We start from the raw sequence: 17776 nt of genomic DNA on the forward strand, positions 1-17776 counted from the left end.
CGCCGTGAAGTATAGACGCGCCGCTTGGCCATCCAACAATCATCCCCGCCAATTGCTGTGCGGGATCCCACAGGTTGCACTGTGCATTCGCACGGTCTGCGCAGGGCTGGTCGGAAACCCCGTGCCGCGGTGCCGTTCCCGTTCGGGAGCCCGGAAGCACCCCGTGCGTTGATCAGACGGCACGAGGAGACATCGCATGATCGACTACTACACGGCGGAGGCGGGGCGCCTGGCTCCCGTCTCCGTCGACCCGGCGCGGGCGATACCGCCAAACGTGATCTGGATGGACGTGATTGGACCGACCCGCGAGGAGGAGCTGGCGCTCGAGCGGGCGCTCGGCATCGACATCCCGACGCGCGAGGAGATGGCGGAGATCGAGACGTCGAGCCGGCTCTACCGCGTGGATGGCACCCTCTACATGACGGCGGTCGTCGTCGCGCGATCCGACAGCCGCGATCCCGCGACGGTCCCCGTCACCTTCGTCCTCTCGGGGGCCCTGCTGATCACTGTCCGCTACGATACCCCGCAATCCATCGAGATCTTCCGCAACCGGTGCGAGAGCGGGCTCATCGAGGTTCATCATCCTGCCGAGGTGGCGGTGGGCCTGCTCGCGACGATCATCGACCGTGCGGCCGACATCCTCGAGCGCGTCGGGGGAGACCTCGACCGTCTCAGCCGCGAGATCTTCCGGCACTCGAACGCCCAGGCTCAGGGACGGCAGGCGGCGCGCGCCGGGGGACGCATCGAGGATCTCATAGACGATGTCGGGCACGCCCATGACGTCGTGTTCCGCCTGCGCGAGAGCCTGCAGACGCTGCAGCGGCTCTCGACCTTCCTGCGCAGCGAAGGCGATCAGGGGGCCGACGGCGATCTCGGACGGAAGGTCATCGCGCTCGAGCAGGACGTCACGGCGCTCAGGGAATACGACACCTTCCTCTCGGGCAAGGTCGACTTCCTGCTGAACGCGACGCTCGGCCTCGTCGGCATGCAGCAGAACAACATCGTCAAGTTGTTCTCGGTCATCGCGGTCGTCTTCATGCCGCCGACGCTCGTAGCCAGCATCTACGGCATGAACTTCGAGCACATGCCGGAACTCGGCTGGCACCTCGGCTATCCCTGGGCGCTGCTGCTCATGGTGCTCTCCGCCATTGGCCCATACATGTTCTTCAAATGGCGCAAGTGGCTCTAGGCGGTTCGCGGGACGCGCGGCGGCACCGGTTGTTGCTCCTCCGAGAAAGGCGATGACGCGGAGAATCGGATGCACAGGCGCCGGGCTTTCAAGGGCATCGTCGAGACGGACATCCCGAACCGCCTCGACCGGCTGCCCTGGAGCCGGTTCCACACGCTGGTCGTGGCGGCGCTGGGCATCACCTGGATCCTGGACGGGCTCGAGGTCACCATTGCCGGCGCCATCGCGGGCGCGCTCAAGGACAGTCCGGCGCTGCGCTTCTCCGAGAGCGACATCGGGGCGATCGGCGCGGCCTACATCCTGGGGGCGGTCCTCGGCGCGCTGTTCTTCGGCTATCTCACGGACAGGCTGGGCCGAAAGAAGCTGTTCTACATCACGCTGGCGGTCTACTCGACGGCGACGCTTGCGAACGCATTCGCCTGGGATTTCTGGAGCTTCGCCCTGTTCCGGTTCCTGACCGGGGCGGGGATCGGCGGCGAGTACGCGGCCATCAACTCGGCCATCCAGGAACTAATCCCAGCGCGCTACCGCGGGCGCACCGACCTCGGCATCAACGGCAGCTTCTGGGTCGGCGCGGCTTTCGGCGCGATGGGATCCATCGTGCTGCTTGCTCCCGGCTTCCTGCCCGCCGACATGGGGTGGCGCCTGTCCTTCGCGATCGGCGGCGGGCTTGCCGTGGTCATCATCTTCCTGCGCAGATTCCTGCCCGAGAGCCCGCGCTGGCTGATGATCCGCGGGCACATCGCCGAGGCCGAGGACATCGTCCAGCGCATCGAGGACCATGCCCGCCGTTCAGCGGGAGGCGACCTGCCGAGGCCGGAGGGGCGCGCGATCCGCCTGCACACCGGCACGGATACCGGGATGCTCGCGGTCGCCCGCGTCCTGTTCACGGAATACAGGCGCCGTTCGCTGCTGGGACTGTCGCTGATGATCGCGCAGGCCTTCTTCTACAACGCGATCTTCTTCACCTATGCGCTGATCCTGACGCGGTTCTACGGCGTCGCTAGCGAATCCGTGGGCTGGTACATCCTGCCCTTCGCCGTCGGAAACTTCACGGGCCCGCTGATCCTCGGCCCGCTGTTCGACACGGTTGGCCGCAAGCCGATGATCGCGGGAACCTACGCCCTCTCGGGCGTGCTGCTGGCCGCGACCGGCTACCTGTTCGTACAGGGCTTCCTGACGGCGACGACGCAGACGCTGGCCTGGAGCGTGATCTTCTTCTTCGCCTCGGCCGCCGCCAGCTCTGCCTATCTCACGGTCAGCGAGAGCTTCCCGCTGGAGGCCCGGGCGACCGCCATCGCGCTGTTCTACGCGCTGGGAACGCTGCTGGGCGGCGTCGCGGCCCCGTGGTTCTTCGGCCGGCTGATCGAGACCGGCGATCCGGGCCAGGTCGTCATCGGGTACCTGATCGCGGCGCTGCTGATGCTCGCGGCGGCGGGCATCGAGTTGCTGATCGGCGTATCCGCTGAGCGCCGCGCGCTTGAGAGCGTCGCCCGTCCCATCAGCGCCGTGCCCCACCCCGCGGAGTGAGCGCTCGCCCCCTCGGCGCGCCGACGGATCATTCCAGCCACTCCGGAGGGACGTCGAACGCGAAGCCATAGGGCTCCGGCCCGGGATTGGTCGGCGGCCGGAAATGCGGGTTGGCGGCGCAAATCCCGGCGACCTCCTGGACGAGCGCCGCGGTGACCCTCATGCCCTCGGCCAAGTCCGGCCCGCGCGGGCCGGCCAGCTCCTCCGTCATGAAGCGCTGGCGCTCCTCGGGCGGCGCCTGGAGCTTGGCAGCCTGACGGTCGAGGCTGCTTCCGCTGCGCCAGCGGTAGAGCGCCGTCGGCGCGTCGGTGCGCGCGATGGTGAAGGCGCGGCAGAGCATGGCATCGAAGGCGCCGTCCTCGCCGCCGGCACGCCGGAAGCAGTCATGCTCGGGCCAGCCGCCGACGAGATCGTGGCAGGCGCGCCGCACGCAGAGGGTGTTCGGGATCGTGGCGGCGATGGCAGGCAGCCAGCCGGGATGCACGGACCGGCCCTCGACCACGACGCCGGAGCGCACCGCCCCCACATCCGCGTTCCGCTCCAGCACCGCCGCGCCGACGGCGAGATGGCAGGGCAGATAGGCATCGTCCGCGTCCAGGAACCACAGAAGCTCGCCCATGGAGGCCGCGACGCCGCGGTTGCGGGTGGCCGAGGCCCCCAGGTTTCGGGCATTGGAGAGCAGGACCAGCTCCAGGTCCTCCCTCGGTGCCGCCGCCCAGCCGCGGACCGCGTCGGCGCCGCCGTCCCCGGACGCATCGTCCACCACGACGACGCGGAACCGGCCGCGGGGCAGCCCGGCCCTTCCGTTGTGGAAGCGTATCGCGGCCTCGACGCTGTCCAGGGCCGCAGCGACCCACGGAGCCTGGTCGTGCAGGGGGATGATGATGCTGCCCGCATACATGCCGGTCACCGCCGGGCGCCGGTCCTGGGCCCGGCGACGCCGCGCGATGAGAGGCGCGCATCCTCCTTGGCGAGGGCGTCGGCATTCAGAAGCCCGCGCGAGAACGCGATGAAGACGGCGCGGGAACGCGGATTGAAGACCGCGTCGCCCTCGCTCTCGCCCTGCGCGGCGTCATGCAGGCCGAGCTTCTCGTAAAGGCTGTGCAGCCGGCTCTGGACGCCGCGGATCGACAGGTTCCGGCGCTGGCTGATAGCCTTGTCCGTGAGGCCGAGGGCGACGTCCACCAGCACCTCGTATTCGAGCTCGGTCAGGGCCTCGCGCCGGTTGCGCGTGCGCTGCTGGATGCCCCAGACCTCACGGTCGATCACGCACTGCTCCTCGAGGAAGATGCCGCGCAGGGCATAGCGCATGCGCTCCTCGGAGGCCGATTTCAGCACGTATCCGTACACCGCCTGGGCGGGCACGATCTTCGACACGCCGCGCACGTAGGCCTCGTCGGCGTAGTTCGACCAGAACAGGATCCGGACCGTGGGATCGTTGCGCCAGATCGCCTTTGCGGCCTCGGCGCCCGAGATGCTTGGAAGCTGCAGGTCCAGGACCGCCGCCTCGGCCGCGTGCTCGCACGCCAGGGAGATGGCGGCCTGCCCGTCGGCTGCTTCGCGGATGTCCGCCGCGTCGGGCAGCATCTGCTCGATGGTCGTGCGCAGGAACGCCCGGTGGAGGGGGTCGTCCTCGGCGATCAGGATGCGCATGGTGCTGGCCCTTCGCGCCGGCTCGGCAAGGTGATGGTGACAGCCGCCCCGCGACCGGAGGGGCCCGCGCCGATGGACAGGCCCGCCCCGATCAGCTCGGCCCGTGTGGTCATGTGGCTGAGACCGCCGGTGGCTCCGCGCAGCTTTCCGTCCGGCAGGCCGATGCCGTCGTCGCTGACGGACACCGCGATACCGTCCTCCGCCTGCGCGACGCGGACGGCGACGAAGCTGCCGCCGCTGTGCCGCACGGCATTGTTGATGGCCTCCTGGACGATCCGGTACAGCGCCGTGCGCACCGTGTCCGGCAGGCGGTCGACGGCGCCGCCGCTGTGGTCCCGCACCTCCCACCGGCAGGCCGCCTCGTCGCCGGCGTCGGGATCGCCGGCTTGCCATGCCAGCAGCGCCTCGACGGCCTCGACAAAGCCGAAGACATTGAGGACGCCGGGCTTCAGGTCCTCGACGATGCGGCGCAGCTCGTGCAGGCAGGTGGCGACGTCCCGCTCCACGGCCAGGAGGTCCGCGTCGCTCGCCGGCCCGCGTTCGCGCAGCTTGGCGACGGCCCGGGCGATCCGGGCCAGGTCCGCCAGCGTCTGGTCGTGGATGTCCATGGCGATGCGCTGGCGCTCGCGCTCCATTCCCTCGGTCAGGCGCAGAACGCCCTGGCGCAGGATTTCCTTGCGGGTGCGTGCCTGCGCCTCGGCCACCGCCGCGCGGCGCGCCTGCTCGGCCCGGCTCATGGCCCAGAAATAGGGCGCGATCAGGTCGGCGCAGTGCTGCGCCAGGACCAGGTCGCGGCCGTGATAGGCGTGCGAGTCATGAGCGCTGATGCTAACCGCCCCGATGATGTCGCCCTGCACGCGCAGCGGCACGTGGATGCGGCTGCGCAGGCGGTGCGTGAAGATCGGCTCGTCATGCGCTCCCTGGAAGTGGAAGCGCGGGTCCTCCAGCGCGTCGTCGGTCAGCAGGAATGGCTCCTGCCCCCAGAGCACGGCGCGGATCGGACTGCGGGCGATGTCCTGCGGTGCAGCGCCCGGACGGCTCCAGCCGGTCTTCAGCCCGGCCTCGTAGACCCGGTGGATCCAGGCCCGCTCCTCGACCAGCGCGATGTCGAGATGGTCGTGCGGGATCAGGTGCCGGATCGCGGCGGCCAGCGCGGCCAGGATCTCGTCGCCATCGGTCAGGCCGGCGATCGCGCGGGAGATCTCCAGCAGGCGCGTGATCACCGTCGCGTCGTCGAGATCCGCCGAGACCACCAATCCCCTCCTGGCTTTTGGCCGCGATGATGCGCCCGGAAGGGGCATGCTGGATAGTCCCTCCTCGGAGGGCGACCTCAGGGGGCCTTCAGGGGACGGGGACGGCGCGCCCAACGCCGCCGGCCTCCCCGCCGGCGGGAGGGTCCAGCTCCGGGAGCGCCGCCCGCGCGCCCAGGGTGACCGCTGTTCCCAGGGCGGCGCCCGCGACCACGTCGGACAGCCAGTGGCGATCGCACAGCATGCGGCTCCAGGCCAGCAGCATCGCGGTGGCGTAGGCGGTCCCCCCCAGGGCCACGTCCTCCGCCATGATGGCCGCGACGGTGGCTGCGGCGAACACGGTGCCGGCATGGCCAGAAGGGAAGGACCGCGAGCGCACGCCACGCCGCCAGCTATCCGGTCCCGCGCCCGCGTCCGGCCTCTCGCGGCCCATTGCGAGCTTCACCGCATCGATGGCCAGCGCGGTGCCGACCACCGAGACGAGCCCGAGCCGGCCGGCAGCCTCCAGCTTCGGCCTGTTGCGCTCGCGCCCGAGCAGCCAGAGCGCAGCGAAGCCCGGCATCAGGACGTGCCGCTTGATTCCGTAGCGGCCGAGGGCGATCAGCGGGCCCAGGGCGCCGGCCCTGTCCAGGCACGAGACACGCGTCGCTGCATCGAGCCGCATGACCGCATCAATCGCGGTACCGGCCACGCCCCGTCGCAGCGCCGTCATGGATCCCGCCCCCTGTTCCGGACGGCCCGGCGCCGCCCGCAGCATGCGAAACCCGTCCGACTGCCCGAAGGTTCACGGCGGCACAGGCAAGGCTGGAGCGACGGGAAAAGTTTGAATTTCATTCATATTTATTTAGTCACTCGCTGGTGTGATGGCGGTGTCCCCGGCACCGGGACGGGCCATCTGACTGTCGCGGAGTGGTGCGAACATGCGGCTTTCTGCGCCCCCAGCGGGCCGATCGAATGCCGAGGCCAGCACCGCCGCACGCCGAAAGCCGGCGCGGGCGGCGCGCAACGCCCTGTCGCTCCCACGGATCTTCGCCGCCGCCGGCGGCATCGTCTTCGCCTGCGGGCTCGTGGCCTTCGTCGCGATGCACGACTACTGGGCCGTCGGGCAGCTCCGCGCGCAGGCCGAGAACAGCAACATCGCCCTCGCCCATGCGCTGTCGAACATCCTGCAGGCCGATCTGCGCGCGTATACGCGCCGCTCCACTGAAGGTGCCGTGGGGCCGGCGGCGCTCGACGCGCTCGTCCGCAAGGCCGTCCAGCAGACGTCGATCGTCAAGGTGAAGATCTACGACGACCTCGGTCTGACGATCTACTCCAGCGACCCCAGCCAGATCGGCGAGGACAAGGGCGCCAATGCCGGCTTCCGGCAGGCAGTGCAGGGGCGCCCGGCGAGCGCGCTGACCTTCAGGAACGAGTTCGATGCCTTCGAGGGCGCGGTCTCGGACCGCGATATCGTGTCGAGCTACGTCCCGGTGCGCCTCTATCCCCACGGGGACGCGGTGTCCCACGTGTTCGAGATCTACTCCGATGTCACCCCCTTCAAGCGCCTGACCCGTTGGAACCTGCTGGTCCAGTCCGGCATCACGGCACTGACGCTGCTGCTCATGTACCTGCTGGCGCTCGTCATCGTGACCACGGGAAGCAGGGTCGTCCGACGCCAGAACGAGAGCATGCTGCGGTTGACCGCCGACATCGCGCGCGCCGAGGCCGCGAGCGAGGCGAAGTCGAGCTTCCTGATGCAGGTCAGCCACGAGCTGCGCACCCCGCTGCACGGCATCATCGGCTTCGCCGAAGTGATGCGCGACGCCGGAGCGCAGTCGAAGGCCCCGGCGGCTTCGCCGGACTACGCCGAAGACATCATCATGTCGGCGCGCGGGTTGCTGGAGCTCGTCAACGACGTGCTCGATTACGTCCGGGCCGAGAGCGGTGCGGATGCGCCCGACATGGCCGCCACGGACCTTGCGCGACTGGTCCGAGGGCTCCTGCCGGCGCTGGAGGCGGCGGCCCTGCGCAAGGGCCTGCGGCTGACTGTCGATATCGCGCCCGACCTCGCCCCGGTGGAGACCGACGGCCGCATGCTGCGCGTCGCGCTCTCGAAGCTGATCGAGAACGCCGTGAAGTTCACCAGCCCCGGCGGCGAGGTCACCCTCGCGATCCGGCCGGGCTCGGAGGACGGCGTCGAGATCACGCTTTGCGACGACGGTCCCGGCATCTCCCCGGCCGACCTTCCCCGATGCCTGTCCGCCTTCGGCCAGGCCGACACCAGCGCCACGCGCCGGCACGGCGGCCTCGGTCTCGGCCTGCCCCTCGCGAGCCGGCTGGTCGAAAGGCTGGGGGGCACATTCGGCATCGAGAGCGCGCCCGGCGCCGGAACGCGCGTCTCGATCCGGCTGCCGCACCGCGCCGCCCCGACCGCGCCGGCAACGGACCGCCATGCCGACGCCTTCGATGCCGCGGTGCGGCGCCTGACGGCGGCGCACTGATAGCGGTGCCCTGACTGCGCTACCCTGAGTGCGGTACCCTGGCGGCCGCATCCTGACGGCCGCCTTCGCCGACGAGGCGGATCAGCGCCCTTCGAGCTGGCCTTCCAGCTCGGCCAGCGCGTCCTGGCAAGCCGACGCATTGCCTTCCTGGTCGAAGCTGCGCGCCCGGTTCAGGGTGGCCTTGGCCTGCAGGATGCGGTCGCCGCCGCCACCGGCCGCGGCAGCCTGCTCGGCCGACTGCTTCTCCTGCTTCCGGTCCTGGAACGGGACCGTGGGCTCGCCGGTCCCGGCGTTCCCGTTCTCGGCCTGCATGGCTTGGCCCTCGCGCGCCGCGGCCACGCCCTTCCCGCTGGAGGAGGCGGAGATCGACGTCTCCGCCGCATTGTCGAGTCGCGTCTCCAGGGCTGCGATCCGGTCCCCGCAGGGCGAGGCCGCGGCCGCGCCGGCGGCGAGCATGGCCGCGAGCGCGGTCGCGGCGGTCAGGATGGTCCTCATGGAAACCCCTCCTCGGATCAGACGGCGAGCTGCCCGCGGACGGGCAGGCTGCGGATGCGCTTGCCCGTGGCCGCGAAGGCCGCGTTGACGATGGCCGGCGCGACCGGCGGGACACCCGGCTCCCCGACCCCGCCGAGCGGCATGTTGGGGTCCGCCGCCGGCAGCAGGTGGACCCGGATCTCCCCCGGCGCCCTGTCGATGCGCGTGAGTTCGTACGAGTCGAAGTTGTCCTGCTGGGCCCGGCCGTTCCTGAAGGTCACCTCGGCCGTGCTGACGAGGCCGAGGCCCATCATCACCGCGCCCTCCATCTGGGCGCGGATCCGCTCGGGATTGACCTGCGGCCCGCAATCGACGGCGATGTCGACCCGCGGCACGGAGAGCCCTCCATCCGACGCCACCTCCACCTCGGCCGCGACCGCGACGTAGGTCAGGAAGCTGTAGTGGGCGGCGAGGCCCAGCCCCCGTCCCCGCGGGACCTGGCGCCCCCAGCCGATTCCGTCGGCGGCGGTCTCCACCACGCGCCGCAGCCGGCCGGTGTCGATGCGGTATCTCTCTGGCGATTCGCCGTAGTTCCAGACGTCGCCGATCTCGACCGGGTCCAGCAGGCGCGGCGGGCCGATCAGCTCCAGCAGGTAATCCTTGTGGTCGCGCCCGGCCGCATGGGCGAGTTCGGCAACGAAGGACTGGATCGCGAAGGCATGGGGAATGTTGGACACCGACCGGAACCAGCCGATGCGGACATGGGCCGGGGCCTCCGGGTTCTCCGCACGATAGTTCGGCAGGTCGAACGGCGTGTTGGTGAGCCCCATGCCGAGCTCGAACGGAAGCTCGTGCTTGGGGTCGGGCGCGAAGATCGAGCCGATTGTCGGCGCGGCGCTGCGGTGCAGCCAGGCGACCGCCCGGCCGTCGTCGTCGAGGCCGGCCTCCAGCCGCTCGACCGAGACCGTGTGGTAGTAGCCGTGGTGCAGGTCGTCCTCGCGCGTCCAGGTCACCTTCACCGGCGCCCCGTCCATGGCCTTGCTCAGCAGTCCCGCCTCCAGCACGTAGTCGGGCTTCGACTTGCGTCCGAAGCCTCCGCCCAGCAGCGTGACATGCACCGTCACCTTCTCCTCCGGAAGCCCGACCTGCTCGGCCAGGCGGGTGCGGGTGACCTGCGGCGCCTGCGTGCAGGCCCAGGCCTCGCAGCGCCCATCGACGATGCGCGCGACGGCCGCCGGCGGCTCCATGGGGGCCTGGGCGAGATGGGGGATGTAGTACTCGGCCTCGACGCGTCTCCTGGCCCGGCCCATGGCCTCGTCCACGTCGCCTTGGGCGCGCACGACCTTGGCGGGCTGGCGCGCCGCCTGCTCGAGCTGCGCCCTGTAGCTGTCGGACGAGTACCCCGCGTTGGGGCCGTCATCCCACTCGACCTTCAGGCGTTCGCGCCCCTGCATGGCAGCCCAGGTGTTGCGCGCGACGACGGCGACGCCGCCCACGGGCGCGAACTCGGAGGGGATCGTCGGCGTGTCGATCGGGACGACCTTTACGACGCCGGGCACCTTCATGGTCTCGGCCGCATCGAAGCGGACGACCTTGCCGCCGTAGACCGGCGGCCGCGCGACGACCGCGTAGAGCATGCCGTCCAGCCGCGTGTCGATGCCGTACTGCGCCTTGCCGGTCGTGATGTCCCAGTTGTCGACCAGACCGACGTTCTGGGTCCCGATATAGCGGAAGTCCTTTGGATCCTTGAGGCGAACCCTGTCGCGATCGGGCACCGGCAGCGCCGAGGCGGCGGCAGCAAGCTCGCCGTAGCCGAGCGAGCGCCCGCTGGCCTCGTGCACCACGGCGTGGTTGCGGGCGCGTAGCTCGGCCACAGGGACGCCCCATCGGTCGGCGGCCGCCTGCTCAAGCATGGCGCGGGCCGCGGCGCCCGCCCGCCGCATGGGCATGTAGAAGTGGCGCAGGCTGCGCGAGCCGTCGGTGTCCTGGTTGCCAAAGCGGGCCTCGTCCGCGGGGGCCTGGGCGACGCGGATCTTCGACCAGTCGGCCTCCAGCTCGTCGGCGACCACCATGGCGATGGAGGTGCGCACGCCCTGCCCCATCTCCTGGCGGTGGCAGGTTACCGTCACGATGCCGTCCGGAGCGATCGCGACGAAGACCCGGGGATCGTCGCGCCAGCCGTTCGGCATGGCGTCGACGCCGAAGGCCTTCTGCTCCTGGGCGCTGGTCAGGCGGGGAAGCCCGACTGCCAGGACCAGGGCGCCCGCTCCGGCGCCCGCCAGGAAGCCGCGGCGGCTGATGTTGACGATGGAGGGACCTGTCCCTTTGGATGGGCCGGAGGGGGCGCGGATCATTTCTGGTCTCCCGCGGCTTGCTTGATGGATCCCGCGGCCTGCTTGATGGCCGCGCGGATGCGGACATAGGTCCCGCAGCGACAAAGATTGCCGCTCATGGCCGCGTCGATGTCGGCATCGGACGGGTCGGGAGTGGTCGCCAGCAGCGACGCCGCCTGCATGATCTGTCCGGTCTGGCAGTACCCGCACTGGGCGACGTTGAGCTCGCGCCAGGCGACCTGGACCGGGTGCGCGCCATCGGCCGAGAGCCCCTCGATCGTCGTGATGCTCGCCCCGTCCACGGTCGAGACGGGCGTGATGCAGGCGAAGGCGGCGGCCCCGTCGACATGGACGGTGCAGGCGCCGCAAAGGGCCTGGCCGCAGCCGAACTTGGTTCCCGTCAGCCCGATCTCGTCGCGGAGATACCAGAGCAGCGGCATGTCGGGGTCGCCGTCGTACCGACGTTCGACACCGTTCACGATCAGCCTTGTCATGGAAGTACGACCTTTCCCGCAGGATCGGGAGGACCGCCGGCCCACATCCCCGTGCGCGACCGGCCCGACCCGTGTCGCCGCGGGCGTCGGCACCTGCCCCGGTTCCGCCTTAACGCGTACCCCGATCTGAGTGTTCCCAGCGCGCCGTGGCCTCCTTCGACCGGACAGGCCAGTCGGTGCTACGATCGTCCGAAAGAAGAGGAGGAGGATCGCCATGCCCCGCCGCGCGCCGACGGAGGTGCTGTCCACCCATAGCGTGACGAACCAAGCGCCCGACTACGCGCCGCGCGACCTCTGGCGCACCGATCCGGCGCTGCGCGAGGCGGTGCGCCGCGAGGGCGCCGCCTGGGCCGAGGCGGCGCTGGCGGATCTCGGGGCGGAAGCTGGAAGCGAGCGGGTGATGGAGCTCGGCGACGTCGCGAACCGGTGCCCGCCAGTCCTGAGGACCTTCGACCGCTGGGGGCGACGCATCGACGAGGTCGAGTTCCACCCAGCCTATCACGCGTTGATGGAAACGGCGTTCCAACACCGCATCCATGCCCTTGCTTGGACTGCCGGGCGGCCCGGCGGCCATGTCGCGCATGCCGCCTTGGGATACCTGATGACGCAGGCCGAGGCCGGCGTCCTGTGCCCCGTCGCCATGACATACGCGGCCGTGCCGGCGCTGAGGCGCCAGCCGGAGCTGGCGGGGGAATGGCTGCCGCGGCTACTTTCCGACACCTACGACCCGCGCTGCGTCCCCGCGGCCGAGAAGACCGGCGCCACCATCGGCATGGCCATGACCGAGAAGCAGGGCGGATCGGACGTGCGGGCCAACACCACCGTCGCATGCCCGCTGAGCTCCGCCGGCCCGGGTCGCAGCTACGCGCTGACCGGGCACAAGTGGTTCTGCTCGGCCCCCATGTCCGACGCCTTCCTGACGCTGGCGCAGACGGACGCCGGCCTGACCTGCTTCCTGGTCCCGCGCTGGCGTCCGGACGGCACCCGCAACGCCCTGCGGATCCAGCGGCTGAAGGATAAGCTGGGAAACCGCTCCAACGCCTCGGCCGAAATCGAATACGAGGACACCTGGGCGGTGATGGTCGGCGAAGACGGCCGTGGCATCCCCGCCATCATGGACATGGTGCACCACACGCGGCTGGACTGCGGCTTCGCGGCGGCGGGACTGATGCGCGCAGCGGTCTCGCGGGCGATGCACCACGCCGACCATCGTGCGGCCTTCGGGCGGCGGCTGGTCGATCAGCCGCTCATGGGACAGGTGCTCGCGGACCTGGCGATCGAGAGCGAGGCCGCGACTACCCTGGTGATGCGTGTCGCCCGCGCCTTCGACGAGGGCGAGGCCGATCCGGACGCACGCGCCTTCGCCCGGCTGGCGGTCGCCATCGCCAAGTACTGGACGACCAAGCGCTGCCCTGGCCACGTCTACGAGGCGCTGGAGTGCCACGGCGGCAACGGCTACGTCGAGGATGGGCCGATGCCGCGCCTCTACCGCGAGGCGCCGCTGAACGCGATCTGGGAAGGCTCGGGGAACGTGATCTGCCTGGATGTGCTGCGCACGCTGCGGCGGGAGCCGGCGGCCTTGGAGGCCCTGGAGGCCGAACTGGGCGCCGCGGCCGGGCTCGACGGACGGCTGGACGCCTGGGTGCGGACGACGCGCGAGTTGCTCGCCCGGCCGGAGGCGCTGGAGGCTCAGGCACGCCGGCTGGTCGAGCGGCTGGCGCTGGCGCTGCAGGCCGGCCTGCTGCTGCGCCACGCCCCTGCCGCCATCTCCGAGGCGTTCTGCGCCTCGCGTCTGGGCGGCGACTGGGGCCACGCCTTCGGGACGCTGCCCGCCGGCACCGTGACGGACGCGATCCTTGATCGTCTCTCCGGGGCGGCATGACGTGCGGCCCCGGGCGGTCAGTCCGGCGCGCCGGCGCCGGGCGTGACGTCCTGCACATGCTCTCCGGGCGGCCGGCGCGCTGCCTTGAGCCGGTCGAGAAGCAGCGAGAAGGTTTCGAGCGCCCTGTCGAGCATGGCGGGCTGCCCCTCCAGCCGCGAGAGGGCGAATGCGGCGCTCTCCAGGGTCGAAACGCTCTCGCGCCGGGGCTCGCGCCGGGCCTTTCCGTAGAGCGAGCGGAAGCGCGGGTGAAGCACCACGCGCTGGCATTTCAAGAGCCACGCGTTGCGCCACCAGAGCGTCTTGGCCTGGCTCCAGGTGCCGTCCAGGACGATCAGCCCTTCCAACGCCGCCAGTCGCGCCTCGCTGTCCGGCAGAGGGTTTCCGGCCTTGTCCACCGCGGCGATCTCGGCGCGCGAGCCCTCGCCTGTCCGAGCCGGGCCGAGATAGAGGACACCCCAGCGCTTGTAGTCGACGTCGCGCCCCAGGATCCGCTTCAGGTTCGGCCAGCTCAGCCCAACCCTGACCATGGAGTTCGGGAACTGCAGACGGGAGATCGGGGCGGTGCCCAGCAGCTCGACCTTCTCCTGGGGATGCTGGAGGATCAGCAGGAAGACCCGGTTCGGAGTCGGCGAGACGGCGCCGCAGACGCAGATGTCGCCGGGTTTTCCGCAGGTCGGGCATGTATCGGGGTGCATGGACGGCTCGGGCAAGGCGGTTCGGAGTGGCCAGGATAGACGACCCGCCGCGCCGCGTCCCCAGCCGCCGTCAGCGCGCCGTCAGCGCTTCGGGCGCCTGGTCGGCTTCGCGCCCCCCGTCTTGGCAGGGGTTTTGGAGGGGGCTTTGGACGGCCGGGCCAGTTCCCTGGCGAACGCGGCCTGATTGCGCCTGGTGGCCGACACCATGGCGCTGGTCCACATGGTGGTGGCCTGGTTCGCCCAGCTCAGCCAGGCACTCATAAAGGGATTTCTCACCGCTGATCTCCTTTGGGCGGAACAACAGCCGCGCGGAGCTACGGTCACGCGGTGGTGGCGCCAGGCCACCGTTCGAACACGTGACGTTACCCGGAAAGCTCCTCCGTCTGCTGTTGATGCCCGACAGACCAGGAGCGACCGGACGATGAAGCGGTCGAAATTCATGGAAGAGCAGATCATCGGAATTCCGCGGGCGCGACGACGGCCTGTACCCCTTGCCCGGCTAAAAGCCGACGACAGGGCCCCGAACCGTTAGGGTAGAAATGTACGGATACAACTCTGGCGCTCGGTATAGCGCCAAGGGTTCGGGGCCAAGCACGAAGTATGAAGAGGATCCGAGCTAGAGCAGCCTGTCCGAGTTGATAGGCGAATCCCGCAAACGCATTTCCGTCGCGTTGAAGACAGCGCTCAGGGTCGCCGCAGTTCTGGACGCGACGCGGCAAGGTATCTCCGAGTCGATTTCAGGACCGTATCGAACACCGATTCTGGCACGGATGGCATGCAGGCCAGGATGACGCTGCTGCAGGCTGCGAACATCCTCTGGAGGTCGGTCCGTTCTCGGGAGCGCTGGGTCACCTCGTCCGATTACCCGTCCAGGTCCCTGAAAGGCAAAGCCAGTTTGCCCCGTCCTGCCAAGGAAGAGAAGAAAACCGACCAGAAAGGCTGCTTCAAATCTGCGTGTCGATTGCTGCTGCGGCTGCACGAAGAGCAGCCGCCAGCGTCGCAGAAGGAATAGGCTTTGGGATAAGCGCCAAACAGATTGCCTTTGCTTCTGGCGAGACATATGCAGGATTCGCCGTGAGAAAGATCGGCAGCACTCTGAGATTCGAATGCAGGGACAGCGCCACGTCGTTTCCTGTCAGTCCGTCTCGAAGTCGCATATCAACCAACGCTACATGCGGGTTCTGACTGCGTGCGAGCTCAAGTGCGCCTCTGTAGCTGTCAGCTATTCCAACTGGAATCGCACCAAGTTCCCTCACCGCCATCTGATGACCCAACGCAATGAGTGCATCGTCCTCAACAATTAGCACTCTTATTTTCATGCGCTCGATCCTGGATACGACAGCCATCCCCGAAGCAACACAGGGCGGGTTCGATTGGTGCCCGTCAATCGCAACAACCTTACCGCGCTGGATGCGCGGTTCGCCACCCATTCGTTCGGATCAAACGCTTTGCGCGGACATACGCCTCGCCTCAGGAAACCAGCCTGATGCAGCGACCCGACAATCGGGCTCTAACAGTGGCAACAGCGGGCCAAACAACGGCATTCTTGATCATGCACCGCGACGAAATTGCCTCCAGCATGCCGTTGCATTTGCCGAGCAGCACCCTATTACGCATAAGTCATCAACGAAGATAAGACATGACAACGCCTGCGTCTTCCGAAGCCAGAAGTTACAGCATTGATGGTTCAGATTGCTGAGACGGCACGGAGGGAGCCCGCCGGCGAGGAAAAAGCCCGGTTCCTCGCCGCGATCGCGAGGACCTGGCCGAAGGCCTGCATGAAGCGTCTCGCCCCGTCCTCTTCCTGCTGATCGGTGCCTGCCCCCTGCCTGACGAGTACGACCGCGGCCTGCGGGCGGACTTCTACTCAAGTCCGGGGTCTCGTCTCCCGAAGAATAGAGGCGGCCCGGGATGCTGGAGCAACGGGCCTTTCTACCGAAAGTTCTAGCCCTTGCATCCCTTCTCCATGCTATCCGCGTCATTGTCAGCGGGGAGGCGCTGCTCCCCGCCATGCCGCGCCGGGCCGCTAAACGGCATGTGGAATTCCTGCCATTGCTTATGGGCCCGGACCGACGATACTAGGATACTGGGCCTTACTTGAGGGCGGGATGACTGAAAAGCGTATCGTCGAAGCAATTGGCACCAAAGAAGAACCGTGGCACTTCAGTCGCGGGACGCTCTTCGAAAGAGCAGGGCCAAGGTTTACAAGGGATCTATTAAAGTTCCACACGGGCCGCGATGTTATTTCCAACTTTCTCCGCCGAGAGCATCTGAGTAAATAGTTAGCCAAAGTTAAGCCTCGCTTAAGAGGCGTGCCTTATCCTTCCGATTCTTCAGGACGGCATTGGGCCGTCTCCAGCCAAGGAATACGCCGCTGCTCCGCATTGACGAAACAAACGGCCATGGGCTGTCTCGTCGGTTCTGGGCATCATGCGGCGCGGCGCTGTTCGCGATCGCGACGCTCACCGGATCCTTCGCGTTTGGCCAGTACCAGACCCGTCAGGACCGCCTTAAACTGGGCAGGTCCATTGAGATCAATCTCTGGAATACGAATCAACTCGAGCGGGAAACGCTCCTCCTTGCGTTAGCGTTGGAGAGGTTTGCGTCGGGTGACCCGGCCGTCACAAACCGTGATTTAGTGAAGAGATACGAAGTCATCTGGAGCCGCTTCGAAATCAGCCTCGACAGCCGATCTGCAATCCGCATCCAGCCGTGGCGCCCCATTCTCGAGGATCTCTTCGAGCGCTTCAAAGCGATGGAGCCGCGCGTCCTCAGCGCACGGCGCGACGCCGTAGAACTCCAAGGCCTTCGGGACACCCTCCTGCAGTTGGAGGCGCACATCCGAGACATGACGCAGGATATGGCCACAGGCGAGCGCACCGAGGATCTGTGGAGGCATTCCGCCGACAAGGACCGCGATCTCTCCGCATTCCTGCACCTGATCGGGATCATCGCATCGGCTGCCATTCTGCTCGGCGTCACCGTGCACGAGGTTCTTCGGAGTCGGGCAAGCGAGCGAGCGGAACGCGCCGCACGGGCCCGGGCAGACGCAGCGCTCGAACGCGCCGAGATCGCGAACCGATCGAAGTCGGACTTCATTGCGAATATGAGCCATGAGATGCGGACGCCCCTCAATGGCATCATCGGCTTCGCGGAGGCGATCGCAGAGGGCCATCTCGGAAAGGCGGATGAGGTCTGTCGAGGATGCGTCGCTGAAATCGCAACCTCCGGCTGGCGGCTCCTGAGCATCGTCAATGATCTCCTTGAACTGGCGCAATTCGACGCTGGTCAGGTCAGCCTTTCTGAGGAGTGGCTAGATCCAGTGGAATTGATCCACCGATGCGTCACGATGGTTCAAGATCGCGCGAATCGACGTGGTATTCAGATTAAGTCCACTGGCCCAACGAAGCCAATTGAGATTTCCGGGGACCGTGCACGCTTGATGCACGCGCTCCTACATCTCTTGGACAATGCCATCAAATTCTCACCCGAGAGCTCGTCCGTTCAGGTTTCAACCGCGTTGCGCGCTGACTCCTCGCTTTGCATTTCGGTCGAGGACAATGGCGGTGGGATCGCGCCCGAGGATCTCCCGCGAGCCATGGAGCGGTTCGGCCAGGTCAGCCGCGGCCTCGCCCGCAAGCATGATGGAACGGGTTTGGGGCTACCATTGAGCCAAGCCATCATGGAACTTCATGGCGGGGCAATCGAACTGGATTCGCGGCCCGGGCTGGGAACCACGGTCACGCTGGTACTCCCCGCAGCCAGAACGCGGCAACGGCACGCCATGGCCTGA

14 protein-coding genes are annotated in these 17776 nt (G+C 68.4%); 5 read left to right on the top strand and 9 right to left on the bottom strand.

From position 1 onward, the window contains the following. The first annotated feature begins 196 nt into the window (after window positions 1-196). Complete coding sequence (locus JUB13_RS03380) at window positions 197-1189, top strand: magnesium transporter CorA family protein (protein ID WP_207477207.1); 993 nt, start codon at window positions 197-199, stop codon at window positions 1187-1189. 69 nt (window positions 1190-1258) lie between these two features. Beyond that, the gene (locus JUB13_RS03385; RefSeq protein ID WP_207477209.1) at window positions 1259-2719 is read left to right on the top strand and encodes an MFS transporter; all 1461 of its coding nucleotides are present in this window, start codon (window positions 1259-1261) and stop codon (window positions 2717-2719) included. A 28-nt stretch (window positions 2720-2747) separates the two neighbouring features. Here JUB13_RS03385 and JUB13_RS03390 read toward each other — a convergent pair whose 3' ends face one another. The 4 genes from JUB13_RS03390 to JUB13_RS03405 form a co-directional block, all read right to left on the bottom strand. After that, window positions 2748-3620 carry a glycosyltransferase family 2 protein gene (locus JUB13_RS03390; protein ID WP_207477211.1) on the bottom strand — a complete coding sequence of 291 codons (873 nt, stop codon included), beginning with the start codon at window positions 3618-3620 and terminating at the stop codon, window positions 2748-2750. A 5-nt stretch (window positions 3621-3625) separates the two neighbouring features. After that, window positions 3626-4372: a response regulator transcription factor gene (locus JUB13_RS03395; protein WP_207477213.1), complete on the bottom strand. Its 747-nt coding sequence runs from the start codon at window positions 4370-4372 to the stop codon at window positions 3626-3628. Beyond that, a complete protein-coding gene (locus tag JUB13_RS03400; protein ID WP_207477215.1) occupies window positions 4360-5625 on the bottom strand; it encodes a GAF domain-containing sensor histidine kinase in 1266 nt (421 codons plus the stop codon). The genes JUB13_RS03395 and JUB13_RS03400 overlap by 13 nt, the downstream gene beginning before the upstream one ends. Before the next feature lie 88 nt (window positions 5626-5713). Continuing rightward, on the bottom strand, window positions 5714-6334 hold the full coding sequence (locus JUB13_RS03405; protein ID WP_207477217.1) for a phosphatase PAP2 family protein: 621 nt from the start codon (window positions 6332-6334) through the stop codon (window positions 5714-5716). Between the two features lie 208 nt (window positions 6335-6542). Here JUB13_RS03405 and JUB13_RS03410 point away from each other — a divergent pair, with 208 nt between their 5' ends. Beyond that, the gene (locus JUB13_RS03410; protein WP_207477219.1) at window positions 6543-8105 is read left to right on the top strand and encodes a sensor histidine kinase; all 1563 of its coding nucleotides are present in this window, start codon (window positions 6543-6545) and stop codon (window positions 8103-8105) included. 81 nt (window positions 8106-8186) lie between these two features. Here JUB13_RS03410 and JUB13_RS03415 read toward each other — a convergent pair whose 3' ends face one another. Genes JUB13_RS03415 through JUB13_RS03425 form a run of 3 tightly spaced genes read right to left on the bottom strand, consistent with a single transcriptional unit; the run spans window position 8187 to window position 11406 of the window. After that, window positions 8187-8600 carry a hypothetical protein gene (locus JUB13_RS03415; RefSeq protein ID WP_207477220.1) on the bottom strand — a complete coding sequence of 138 codons (414 nt, stop codon included), beginning with the start codon at window positions 8598-8600 and terminating at the stop codon, window positions 8187-8189. A gap of 17 nt (window positions 8601-8617) precedes the next feature. Then, a complete protein-coding gene (locus JUB13_RS03420; protein ID WP_207477222.1) occupies window positions 8618-10933 on the bottom strand; it encodes a xanthine dehydrogenase family protein molybdopterin-binding subunit in 2316 nt (771 codons plus the stop codon). Beyond that, a complete protein-coding gene (locus tag JUB13_RS03425) occupies window positions 10930-11406 on the bottom strand; it encodes a (2Fe-2S)-binding protein (RefSeq protein ID WP_207477224.1) in 477 nt (158 codons plus the stop codon). The genes JUB13_RS03420 and JUB13_RS03425 overlap by 4 nt, the downstream gene beginning before the upstream one ends. A gap of 214 nt (window positions 11407-11620) precedes the next feature. Here JUB13_RS03425 and JUB13_RS03430 point away from each other — a divergent pair, with 214 nt between their 5' ends. Beyond that, entirely contained in the window at window positions 11621-13288 is a 1668-nt protein-coding gene (locus JUB13_RS03430; protein ID WP_207477226.1) for an isovaleryl-CoA dehydrogenase, read from the top strand. A gap of 17 nt (window positions 13289-13305) precedes the next feature. Here JUB13_RS03430 and JUB13_RS03435 read toward each other — a convergent pair whose 3' ends face one another. Beyond that, window positions 13306-13983 (bottom strand): DTW domain-containing protein, encoded by a 678-nt coding sequence (locus tag JUB13_RS03435; RefSeq protein ID WP_207477229.1) that lies wholly within the window; start codon window positions 13981-13983, stop codon window positions 13306-13308. 944 nt (window positions 13984-14927) lie between these two features. Further along, window positions 14928-15413 (bottom strand): response regulator, encoded by a 486-nt coding sequence (locus JUB13_RS03440; RefSeq protein ID WP_207477231.1) that lies wholly within the window; start codon window positions 15411-15413, stop codon window positions 14928-14930. 914 nt (window positions 15414-16327) lie between these two features. On the opposite strand from JUB13_RS03440, the gene JUB13_RS03445 reads away from it, so the two are divergent. Continuing rightward, window positions 16328-17776, top strand: a complete 1449-nt coding sequence (locus tag JUB13_RS03445) for a sensor histidine kinase (RefSeq protein ID WP_207477234.1) — start codon at window positions 16328-16330, stop codon at window positions 17774-17776.

The sequence above is a fragment of the Arenibaculum pallidiluteum genome, from assembly GCF_017355985.1.
In the GTDB taxonomy this organism is placed as follows: domain Bacteria; phylum Pseudomonadota; class Alphaproteobacteria; order Azospirillales; family Azospirillaceae; genus Arenibaculum; species Arenibaculum pallidiluteum.